Raw genomic sequence first — 10,772 nt, forward strand, 5'->3', positions numbered from 1 at the left:
TTTCCTTTTGGCCCGCATCGCCTTCATCTGCCCGCCCTTCGCGGCGCATCTGGCGAGCTTTCGCGGGCTGGGCGAAGCCTTGCGGACGCGCGGGCACGAGCCGTTCTTCCTGCTCAACGCCGGTGCCGAGGCAGCGGTGGGCGACATTCCGGTTCATCACGTGGCCGCGCGAGACGGCGATCCCGATGTGGCGCGTGTGCTGGTCGCTGCCGAGAAGCCCGGCGGGCTGGTCGCCACGCTGCGCACCATCGCCGACAGCGCGGCGCTGACCGACCAATTGTGCGACGGCGGGCGGACGCGGCTCGAGGCGCTGGGGGTGGATGCGGTCGTCGGCGATCAGATGGAGCCGGCCGGGTTTCTGCTTGCCAAGGCGCTCGACCTGCCGTTCGTCGGCCTCGCCTGCGCGGTGCCGATCGACCCGGCGCCGGGCGTCCCCCTCCCCTTTCTCGATTGGCCCTACGAGCCCGAAGCCGAGGGCAAGCACCGCCGGACCAGCAAAATCGCCGCAGCCTTGAGCCGCCGCCAGAACCAGGTGATCGCCGCTTGGGGTCAGCGGTTCGGAATCGGGCCGCTGGCAAGCCTGACCGATTGCCTTGGCCCGGTGCAGATCGCGCAAATGGTGCCAGCGCTCGACCTTCCTCGGCCCGAGCCTTTGCCCTTTGTCCCGGTCGGACCGCTGCGACGGCCCGAAGAACTCGCCGACGCGCCGCTGCCCTTTGCGCTGCCCGACAAGCCCTTGGTGTTCACCACCATGGGCACGCTGCTTGGCGGCGATCTCAATCTGTGGCGAGTACTGGCCAAGGCAAGCCGTGAGGCCGGAGCCTCACTGGTGATCGCGCACGGCGGGCGGCTAAGCGACGCGGACGCCGACAAGCTCGACGTGCATCACGCCGCGGCTTTTCTTCCCTATCGCGCGGTAATGGAGCACGCGGCGCTGGTCATCACGCATGGCGGCAGCAACACGGTGCTAGATGCTTTGGCGTGCGGTGTACCGCTGCTGATCCGCCCGGTCGGCTTCGACCAGCCCGGCAATCTCGCGCGGGTGCGGCATCATCGGCTCGGCGAGAAGCTGGCGAGCCCGCGACGGAGCGGCCTGATCGCCGAGCAGATCAGGCGAATGATGGCCGACAAGGCGATGAAAACGCGCTGCCAAGCGGTGGCTAAGGCGCTCGATCAAGCCGGCGGCGCCAAACGCGCAGCAGAGATCGTCGAAGCGGCCCTGTCCGCCTAGCGCTTCGGCAGCAGCAGGCTCGAATCGCCATAGCTGTAAAAGCGGTATCCGCTCGCGATCGCATGGGCATAAGCGCGTTGCATGGTGTCGAGCCCCATCAGCGCCGAGACTAGCATGAACAGGGTCGAGCGCGGCAGGTGGAAGTTGGTCATCAGGCCGCCAACCGCTTTCCAGCGATAACCGGGCGTGATGAAGATGGCAGTGTCGCCTTCGAACGGCTGGATGCGGCCATCCTCGTCCGCCGCGCTTTCGAGGAGGCGCAGTACCGTGGTCCCGACCGCGATGATCCGCCCGCCCCGTTCGCGAGCCGCATTCAGCCGGTCGGCGGTGGCGGCGTCGATGCGGCCCCATTCGGCGTGCATCTTGTGTTCGGCGGTGTCGTCGGCCTTGACCGGCAGGAAGGTGCCGGCGCCGACATGCAGCGTCAGCGTTTCGCGCGTGATTCCGGCGGCATCGAGAGCGGCGATCAGTCGCGGTGTGAAGTGCAGCGAGGCAGTAGGAGCCGCAACGGCGCCCTCCGCGGCCGCGAACATCGTCTGATAATCTTCGGCGTCGGCGGCATCGATCGGACGCTTTGACGCGATATAGGGCGGCAGCGGCATAGTGCCTGCGCGATGCAGCAGCACCTCGACCGGCTCCTCCCCGGCGAAGCGGAGCAGCAGCGCGCCGTCGGCACCCTTTTCCTCGCACACCGCCTCAACCCCGCCGCCGAAGGTGACGGTATCCCCGACCCGCACCCGCTTGGCGTTGCGCACGAATGCCCACCAGGCGCGCAGGTCGTGGCGTTTGTGCAGGGTGGCGCCAATGCTCGCTTCCCCGCGTCGACCTTCGAGCTGTGCGGGGATGACCTTGGTATCGTTGAAGACGAGCACGTCCTCGGGACGCAGCAGCGAAGGCAGGTCGAGGACGGTTCGGTCCTGCATCGTGTCGCCGTCGACCAGCAGCAGCCGCGCGCTGTCGCGCGGCCGGGCCGGGCGCAGCGCGATATTCTCGTCGGGAAGGTCAAAGTCGAACAGGTCCACTTTCATGGACCCGCCCCTACTGGCCTCGGCGTCGCCGGGAAAGGATCAGCCGCCGAGCGTCGCGCGGACGATGCGGGTGGGCTCGGCGGGCGGCTCGCCGGGCGCGATACCGTCGACGAAGTTCATGCCCGAGACCACTCGTCCGAACACCGTGTACTTGTTGTCGAGCGAGATGCGCGGCACGAACATGATGTAGAATTGGCTGTTCGCGCTGTCCGGGCTGTCGGCACGAGCGGCGGCGACGGTGCCGCGCAAATGCGGCAAGACATTGAACTCGGCCTTGACGTCGGGAAGCTCACTGCCGCCGCTGCCATTGCCCTTGGGATCACCGCCCTGCGCCATGAAGCCGGGGATCACGCGGTGAAAGGTCAGGCCATTGTAGAAGCCCTGGCGGGTCAGCGTCTTGATCCGCTCGACCGCCAGCGGGGCGGCGTCGGGGCGCAGCTGCACCACCACGGTGCCGCCGCTCGACAGCTCGAGTGACCAGCGGTTCGAGAGATCGGCGACGATATTGGCGGGCGCATTGATCGGCAGCGGGGCGGGCGCGGCGGCGGGGGCCTGGGCCAGCGCCGGCGCGGACAGGAGGGCGAGCAACGGCAGGGCGAACTTGAGCTTCATTTCTTCCCCTTGTGCCCAATCCGGGCGGCCACGTCGGCGGCCACGGCGGGCGTAACGAACTTGTTGATATCGCCGCCATAACGCGCGATTTCTTTCACCAGCCTTGACGCAATCGGCTGAAGCGAGACGTCGGCCATCAGGAAGACGGTCTCGATCCGGTCGTTCAATTGCTGGTTCATGCCGGCCATCTGATATTCGTATTCGAAATCTGACACCGCGCGCAGACCCCGCAGGATCATCGCGGCGCCCTGGCTTTCGGCGAAATCCATCAGCAGGCTGTCGAACTGGGTGACCGAGACGTTGGGGAAATCGGCGACCTCGCGCTCGACCATCGCCATCCGCTCCTCGACCGTGAACATCGGCTGCTTGGACGGATTGGTGGTGACTCCGATGACCAGTTTGTCGCACATCCGCGCGCCTCGCTGGATGATGTCGAGGTGACCGAGCGTGATCGGGTCGAAGGTTCCGGGATAGACGGCAGTGCGGCTCACCGGTCGCGCTCCACCGCATAACGGGCGATCGCGCGGAGGAGATCGGCTTCCTCGCCATGGCCATGCAGATGCTCGATGGCCTGTTCGACCAGCATTTCCGCCTGCTGGCGGGCACGGTCCGCACCAAGCAGCGAGACGAAGGTCGCCTTGCCGGCCTCGGCATCCTTTTGCAGCTTCTTGCCAGCGGCCTGTTCGTCACCTTCGTGATCGAGCAGGTCGTCGGCGATCTGGAACGCGAGGCCGATGTTGCGGGCATAGCCGCGATAACGCGCGCGTCCTTCCTCGGCGACGCGGCCCATGATGACCGCGGCTTCGACCGAATATTCGATCAGGGCGCCGGTCTTGAGTTGCTGAAGGCGGGTGATTGCCTGGAGGTCGAGGATCTGGCCTTCAGCGGCCAGGTCCATCGCCTGTCCGCCGCCCATGCCATCGATGCCCGAGGCCTTGGCGAGTTCGAGAACCAGGTCCGCGCGGACGAACGGATCTTCGTGCGTGCGCTCGTCGGCCAGCAATTCGAACGCCAGCGCGTGAAAGCAATCACCTGCCAGCACGGCGGTGGCTTCGTCAAACAGCTTGTGGACGGTCGGCTTGCCCCGGCGCAGGTCGTCGTCGTCCATGCAGGGGAGATCGTCGTGGATCAGGCTGTAGACGTGGATCGCCTCGATCGCCGCGCCGGCACGCAGCGCGCGTTTCTCGTCGATGCCGAACAGGCGGGAGGCGGCGACGGTCAGCAGCGGACGGAGCCGCTTGCCGCCGCCGATCCCGGCATGGCGCATCGCCTGGCACAATTGGTCGCGGCCATCGCAACGGTCGGCCAGCGCTTGTTCGAACAGGCGGTCGACGCCGGCGGCGATGCGCTTGGCTTCACCGAGCAGGTCGGTGACGTCGGCCACGCTCGCCATCATTGTGCCTCGAACGGGCGGGTGCCCGCGGGCTGGCCGTCGGGGCCGAGCGCGATGGCGTCGATCCGCGCCTGAGCGGACTTCAGCCGCTCCTCGCAGAGGCGCTTCAGGCGGTCGCCTTCCTGATAAAGGTCGATCGACTGATCGAGTGGCGCTTCGCCGCGTTCCAGCAGGCGGACGATTTCCTCGAGCCGCTGGAGAGCGGCCTCGAAGGACATGTTTTCGGGGGCTGAAGCCATGCCTACCGATTAGCCGTCATGGCGAGGGGCGCAAGGCCCCCTTGCCACCGATCAGGCCTTGCGGAACGGGTCGGCGATGCCGGGCACGATCTCGCCCGGGGCAAGGCCATGCTCGTCACGCTGGGCGTCGATCGCGGCGGCCTCTGCGTCGCGAACATGCTGCTCGCGCTCGGCACGGAGCTGCTCGATCAGGCTGGCGCGATCCGTATCGAGGCGGCCGTCGTCGACCTGCTCGATGCCGGCAGCCTTCTGCGCCTTGGCAACCGCCGCATCGAGTTCGCGCTGCGAGGTCAGGCCCAGGGTGACCGGATCCTTGGGCTGGATGTTGGCGATGTTCCAGTGGCTGCGGTCGCGAATTGCGGCGATGGTGGTGCGGGTGGTGCCGATCAGCTTTCCGATCGCGCCGTCCGACACTTCCGGATGGTTCTTGATGATCCAGGCGATTCCGTCGGGCTTGTCCTGGCGCTTCGACACCGGGGTGTAGCGCGGGCCCTTGGTGCGGGTGACCTGCTCGGGCGCCTTGAACATCTTGAGGCTGTAGTTCGGGTCGGCCTGACCGCGCTCGATCTCCTCGTGGGTGAGCTCGCCCGAGCGAAGCGGATCGCGCCCGGTCAGCTTGGTCGCCGCGGTATCGTCGGCGATCGCCTGCACTTCGAGGATGTGAAGGCCGCAGAACGACGCGATCTGCTCAAATGTCAGGCTCGAATTGTCGACCAGCCAGGCGGCGGTCGCGTGCGGCATGAGCGGGGTTGCCTGAGTTGCCTGCGGGGCTTGGGCCATTGTTCGTCTCCGGACACAAAAAGGGCCGCCCCGTTGAAGGAGCGGCCGCGTTGCAGCGTTGATAGACCGATCCGCCCCTGCGGGCAAGGTCGCCAATCAATTAGAGGGCGTGGTTTTCTTGTGCTTCCAGCTGTCGAAAGAGCGGAGCCAGCCTTGTTCGCAATAACGCGGATATTGTTGGTCCGGCGCCAAGGCGGTGTCGCAGCGAATATGGCGATCGGAAAAATCGGCGCGATAGAACGGCCAGGTGCGCGGCTGATAGGTGGGATCGGCGCGCCAGGCAGCGACTTCGGCTTTCCAGCTCGGGCCCTCGGCATAGGTGGGGATGGGCCGAAACCATGATACGGCACCAACGAACAGCATCAGTACGACCAACATGCGCGGAGCGCGGCGTTCGACCGGGTTGGTCCTGGTCGCGAGGCACAGAAAGCACAGCCCCAGCATCACCAGCGGGATGTAATTGTAACGCGGCCCCGCGATCGAGAAGAAGACGGAATAAGGCGTTCCGGTGAGGATGCCGAACCCGAGACTGACCGCACCGACGCCCAAAGCGCCGGCGAACAGCCAGAAGGCATCGTCGCGGACCTTGAGCGTCGCGGCGAAGAGAACGCTGAAGACGACTGCCGACAGGGCCGCGATGAGATGGAGCCAGGGGCCGCCGTTCACCAATCCGGTCGCCGCTGCCAGCCCGACATGATCGGCACCGTTCAGCCCGCTCAGCGCCAGCACGGGCAGGCGAATGAACAGGGCTGCGGCAAGATTGACCGGATCGAACGGGGCGCCGCGAAGCGGTGTCGAATGATAGAAGAACAGCAGCTGGATGGCCGCGCCCGCGCCAAGAATGGCGAACTGCCGCCAGCGACGGGCATCGCGATCGACGAGCGCCCGAAGCGCGAACAGGGGTAAAAACACGATCGCCGCCGGACCGCACAGCGGGGCCAGGAACAGGATCGTCCCTTCGAACCACGCTCGCCTCCGCCCGTCCCCGGCGTGAAGCGTCGCGATCAACCCCACCGCCAGCGCCAGGTGGAACTGGATGTGCATGACGTTGAGAAAGACTTCCTCGGTGGTCGGCATCACGAGGAGGATCAGGAGCGCCACGGCCCGATGGCGGTAGTCGGCAAGCCACGGCGACCGGCTCTTGAGAATGAGGACGGCCGGCACGAGTTGACCCGCCAGCCCGGCGAGCATGGTAAAATAGGGCGCTTTTTCGAGCGAAAGGACGCCGCCCTTGATCAGCTCGGCCAGGACCAGCGTCGTCCCGTTGGCGGCAAGGTTGAGATAGCCGCCGAACGAGCGAAACAGCGCTTCCCCCGGAAAATGCCAGGCAAAGGCTAGGAACACGGTGGCTTCCTCGTCCTGGAAGCGGCCTTCGACCCACGTCAGCGGCAGGCGCAGAGCTGCGAGCAGCGCAAAGACCGCGAGGACGAGCAGATAATGGACTGGGCGAAGATCGCGTTTGGCCGGGGCGGCGGACGTGATCGGGGACATGAAGCTCATGTCCACCGTCCTAACGGAACACTCTTACCAATCTGTTCACCAAGTCGTGGCGACCGCCGAGACACGCGCCTCAGGGTTGATCGACGACGAGCACGATCTTGCCCACATGGTCGCCCGCTTCCATCTGGGCATGCGCGGCGGCAGCCTGCGCCAGCGGGAAGGTGCGGTCCATTGCCGGCCGCATCTGTCCGCTTTCGACGAAAGGCCAAACTTCGCGGCGGAGTTCCTCGGCGACCAGCGCCTTGAAGGCGACGGCACGCGGGCGCAGCGTCGAGCCGGTGAGGGTCAGCCGGCGGCGCATGACGTCGAGGATGTTGAGCTCGGCCGAGACCCCGCGCTGGGTGGCGATCGAGACGTGACGGCCGTCGTCGGCGAGGCAGGACAGGTTGCGCGGCAGGTAATCGCCGCCGACCATGTCGAGGACGACATTGACGCCACCGCCGCCGGTCAGCCGCTTCACCTCCGCGACGAAATCCTGCGTCTTGTAGTTGATCGCCGCCGCCGCGCCGAGACGCAGCGCCGCCGCGCATTTGTCGTCGCTGCCGCAGGTCACGATCGCCTTGACGCCCAGCAGGCGGCAAAGCGTGATGGCGGTGGTGCCGATGCCGCTGGTCCCGCCATGGACTAGCACCCAATCCCCTTCGGCAGCGAAGCCGCGTTCGAACAGATTGACCCACACGGTGAACAGGGTTTCGGGCAGCGCCGCCGCTTCGGCCATCGACAGGCCGTCCGGCACCGGTAGTGCCAAGGCGGCCGGCGCCACAGCATATTCGGCGTAACCGCCCCCAGCGATCAGCGCGGTAACCCTGCTGCCGATATGATGGGTCGCCCCTTCGCCCGCCGCGACCACTTCGCCGGCGATTTCGAGTCCCGGAATGTCGCTGGCGCCCTGTGGCGGCGGATAGAAGCCGCGGCGCTGCAGGACATCAGGGCGATTGACCCCCGCCGCCGCGACCCGGACCAGCAACTCGCCTGCGGCAGGCCGGGGCACTGGGCGCGTGACCGGAACCAGCACTTCTGGCCCGCCGGGCGTGCTGATCTCGATCGCCGTCATGACGTCAGGAATGTCCATGATGTCCCACGCTGCAGAAGTTTCGCTTAGCCATAGTCGCTGAACGGACGCGGCAAAGCGAAATCTTGTGGATTGCCTCCAGATGCGTGTTGACTTGTAGGACCCCCGCCCCGACCTTGATGCTCATGGACGATGATCTCTTCTCGTCACGCCCCGAGGATCCGCTGGCGAGCCTTGCCCGCCAGGATCTCGATCCGTTGAGCCAGCATGAGCTGGACGAGCGGATCGCGGCGCTCGAAGCCGAAATCGCGCGGGTGCGCGCGCACAGCGAGGCGGTCGCTAAGCACCGATCCGCGGCCGATGCGCTGTTCAAGCGATAGGCCGCACCCCCTGACGTTTTTGGCCGCCCTTGCAGCGGCCGCGCCGCCTCACAAGATAAGATCTTAAGAATGCCGGGAGATTGTCTCCGCCCGGCCAAGGAGTTCCCCTAATGCCCAGTTTCGCCCGCGAGCTCGAACAGACCCTCCACAATGCGCTTGGGGAAGCGAGCCGCCGTCGCCATGAATATGCGACGCTCGAGCATCTCTTGATGGCGCTGATCGACGACGGCCATGCGTCCAAGGTGATGACCGCCTGCGGTGTGAACCGCGATGAATTGAAGGCCACCGTCAAACAGTATCTCGACGGCGAACTCGGCGCGCTGGTTGCCGACAGCGGCACCGACCCGACCCCGACCAGCGGGTTCCAGCGCGTGGTTCAGCGCGCGATCCTGCACGTCCAGAGCTCGGGCCGCGACGAAGTGACCGGCGCCAACGTACTGGTCGCCTTGTTCTCCGAGCGGGAAAGCTATGCGGTCTATTTCCTGCAGCAGCAGGACATGAGCCGCCTGGATGCGGTGACCTATATCAGTCACGGCGTCGGCAAGGGCGAGAATGCGGAAGGCCAGCAGCCCGCTGCCGGCGCCGAGCAGCCCGAAACCAAGTCCGACAAGCCCGGCGCCGACAAGAAGGAAAGCGCGCTCAAGCAGTTCACCGTCGACCTCAACGAAAAGGCCAAGAACGGCAAGGTCGATCCGCTGATCGGGCGCATGGCCGAGGTCGACCGGACGGTGCAGATCCTCTGCCGCCGGTCCAAGAACAATCCGCTCTATGTGGGCGATCCGGGCGTCGGCAAGACCGCCATCGCCGAAGGCCTCGCACGTAAGATTATCGAAGGTGATGTGCCCGAGGTGCTGAAGCCCGCGGTGATCTACTCGCTCGACATGGGCGCGCTGCTGGCCGGCACCCGTTATCGCGGCGATTTCGAGGAGCGCTTGAAGTCGGTCGTCACCGAACTCGAGAAGCTGCCGCACGCGATCCTGTTCATCGACGAGATCCACACCGTGATCGGCGCCGGCGCGACCAGCGGCGGGGCGATGGACGCGTCCAACCTCCTCAAGCCCGCTTTGTCGGGTGGCTCGATCCGCTGCATCGGGTCGACCACCTACAAGGAATTCCGCAACCACTTCGAAAAGGACCGGGCGCTGCTCCGGCGCTTCCAGAAGATCGACGTTAACGAACCGACGGTCGAGGACACGATCAAGATCATCTCGGGTCTGCGGTCGAGCTTCGAGGAGCATCACAAGGTCCGCTATACCCCCGACGCGATCAAGTCGGCGGTGGAGCTGTCGGCGCGCTACATCCACGACCGCAAGCTGCCCGACAAGGCGATCGACGTGATCGACGAAGTCGGCGCGATGCAGATGCTGGTGCCGCCGGGCAAGCGCAAGAAGGTGATCACGCCCAAGGAGGTCGAGCAGGTCGTCGCGACCATGGCTCGAATCCCTCCGAAGAGCGTGTCCACCGACGACAAGAAGACGCTCCAGAACCTCGAAGCGGACCTGAAGCGCGTCGTCTTTGGGCAGGACCTCGCGGTCGAGCGCCTGGCTTCGGCCATCAAGCTCAGCCGCGCCGGCCTGCGCGACCCTGACAAGCCGATCGGCAACTACCTGTTCTCGGGTCCGACCGGCGTCGGCAAGACCGAGGTGGCGCGTCAGCTCGCTTCGATCCTCGGGATCCCGCTGCAGCGCTTCGACATGTCGGAATATATGGAGCGTCACTCCGTCAGCCGGCTGATCGGCGCGCCTCCGGGCTATGTCGGCTACGACCAGGGCGGCCTGTTGACCGACGCGGTCGACCAGCAGCCGCACAGCGTCCTCCTGCTCGACGAGATCGAGAAGGCGCACCCCGACCTGTTCAACATCCTGTTGCAGGTGATGGACAACGGAAAGCTGACCGATCACCACGGCAAGACCGTCGATTTCCGCAACACGATCCTGATCATGACCACCAATGCCGGTGCGTCGGACATGGCGCGGGAGAGCATCGGCTTCGGGGCGATGAGCCGCGAGGACGTGCAGGAAGACGCGATCCGCAAGATGTTCACGCCCGAATTCCGTAACCGCCTCGATGCGGTGGTGCCGTTCGGCTACCTGCCCCCCGCGGTCGTTGCCCGCGTGGTGGACAAGTTCATCCTGCAGCTCGAGCTTCAGCTGGCCGATCGCGGCGTTCACATCGAATTGGACGACGAGGCACGCGAGTGGCTCACCGCCAAGGGCTATGACAAGCTCTACGGCGCGCGTCCGATGGGCCGTCTGGTGCAGGAGAAGATCAAGCAGCCGCTGGCCGAGGAATTGCTGTTCGGCAAGCTGGTCCACGGCGGCGAGGTCAAGGTCCGCTTGAAGGACAATGCGCCGGTGTTCGAGATCACGCCCGCGGCTCCGGCCAAGACCGCCAAGGGTAAGGGCAAGCCCAAGCCGGTCAGGGCACGCTCGGCCCGTCCTGTCGACCAGCCGTCCCAGCCGGAGACTGGCGACCAGTCCGAGCCGGGCGAAACGCCCGAAACGCCCACCGCCGAATAAGGCGGCGGGGAGCGCTAAGAAAAGAGGCCGGGAGCGTCATGCCCCCGGCCTCTTTTCTTTGCAGAACACCAGTCGCTC

The 10,772-nt window shown here is 66.0% G+C and carries 11 protein-coding genes; 3 read left to right on the forward strand and 8 right to left on the reverse strand.

Translation table 11 applies throughout. The annotated features are described in order from the left end of the window. Window positions 1-7: 7 nt before the first annotated feature. Window positions 8-1,231 carry a glycosyltransferase gene (locus tag V6R86_RS11200; protein ID WP_338504578.1) on the forward strand — a complete coding sequence of 408 codons (1,224 nt, stop codon included), beginning with the start codon at window positions 8-10 and terminating at the stop codon, window positions 1,229-1,231. Here V6R86_RS11200 and queA read toward each other — a convergent pair. The 8 genes from queA to V6R86_RS11240 all read right to left on the reverse strand — a co-directional run bounded on the left by queA (window position 1,228) and on the right by V6R86_RS11240 (window position 7,855). Beyond that, the gene (queA, locus tag V6R86_RS11205) at window positions 1,228-2,259 is read right to left on the reverse strand and encodes a tRNA preQ1(34) S-adenosylmethionine ribosyltransferase-isomerase QueA (RefSeq protein WP_338504580.1); all 1,032 of its coding nucleotides are present in this window, start codon (window positions 2,257-2,259) and stop codon (window positions 1,228-1,230) included. The genes V6R86_RS11200 and queA overlap by 4 nt on opposite strands. Before the next feature lie 39 nt (window positions 2,260-2,298). Beyond that, window positions 2,299-2,871 (reverse strand): peptidylprolyl isomerase, encoded by a 573-nt coding sequence (locus V6R86_RS11210; protein ID WP_425335959.1) that lies wholly within the window; start codon window positions 2,869-2,871, stop codon window positions 2,299-2,301. Continuing rightward, on the reverse strand, window positions 2,868-3,362 hold the full coding sequence (gene coaD / locus V6R86_RS11215; protein WP_338504582.1) for a pantetheine-phosphate adenylyltransferase: 495 nt from the start codon (window positions 3,360-3,362) through the stop codon (window positions 2,868-2,870). The genes V6R86_RS11210 and coaD overlap by 4 nt, the downstream gene beginning before the upstream one ends. After that, window positions 3,359-4,264, reverse strand: coding sequence for a polyprenyl synthetase family protein (locus V6R86_RS11220; RefSeq protein ID WP_338504583.1), 906 nt, complete (start codon window positions 4,262-4,264; stop codon window positions 3,359-3,361). Before V6R86_RS11220 ends, coaD begins: the two co-directional genes overlap by 4 nt. After that, on the reverse strand, window positions 4,264-4,503 hold the full coding sequence (locus V6R86_RS11225; protein WP_338504584.1) for an exodeoxyribonuclease VII small subunit: 240 nt from the start codon (window positions 4,501-4,503) through the stop codon (window positions 4,264-4,266). Before V6R86_RS11225 ends, V6R86_RS11220 begins: the two co-directional genes overlap by 1 nt. Before the next feature lie 51 nt (window positions 4,504-4,554). After that, window positions 4,555-5,244, reverse strand: a complete 690-nt coding sequence (locus V6R86_RS11230) for a DUF1013 domain-containing protein (RefSeq protein WP_338504585.1) — start codon at window positions 5,242-5,244, stop codon at window positions 4,555-4,557. A 135-nt stretch (window positions 5,245-5,379) separates the two neighbouring features. Beyond that, window positions 5,380-6,783 carry a hypothetical protein gene (locus tag V6R86_RS11235; RefSeq protein WP_338504587.1) on the reverse strand — a complete coding sequence of 468 codons (1,404 nt, stop codon included), beginning with the start codon at window positions 6,781-6,783 and terminating at the stop codon, window positions 5,380-5,382. A 70-nt stretch (window positions 6,784-6,853) separates the two neighbouring features. After that, a complete protein-coding gene (locus tag V6R86_RS11240) occupies window positions 6,854-7,855 on the reverse strand; it encodes an NAD(P)H-quinone oxidoreductase (protein ID WP_338504589.1) in 1,002 nt (333 codons plus the stop codon). Window positions 7,856-7,980: 125 nt separating this feature from the next. On the opposite strand from V6R86_RS11240, the gene V6R86_RS11245 reads away from it, so the two are divergent. Next, entirely contained in the window at window positions 7,981-8,175 is a 195-nt protein-coding gene (locus tag V6R86_RS11245) for a DUF1192 domain-containing protein (RefSeq protein ID WP_425335960.1), read from the forward strand. 110 nt (window positions 8,176-8,285) lie between these two features. Next, window positions 8,286-10,694, forward strand: a complete 2,409-nt coding sequence (gene clpA / locus V6R86_RS11250) for an ATP-dependent Clp protease ATP-binding subunit ClpA (protein WP_338504592.1) — start codon at window positions 8,286-8,288, stop codon at window positions 10,692-10,694. Window positions 10,695-10,772 lie beyond the last annotated feature (78 nt).

The sequence above is a fragment of the Sphingomonas kaistensis genome, from assembly GCF_036884275.1.
GTDB classification, from domain to species: Bacteria; Pseudomonadota; Alphaproteobacteria; order Sphingomonadales; family Sphingomonadaceae; genus Sphingomicrobium; species Sphingomicrobium kaistense_A.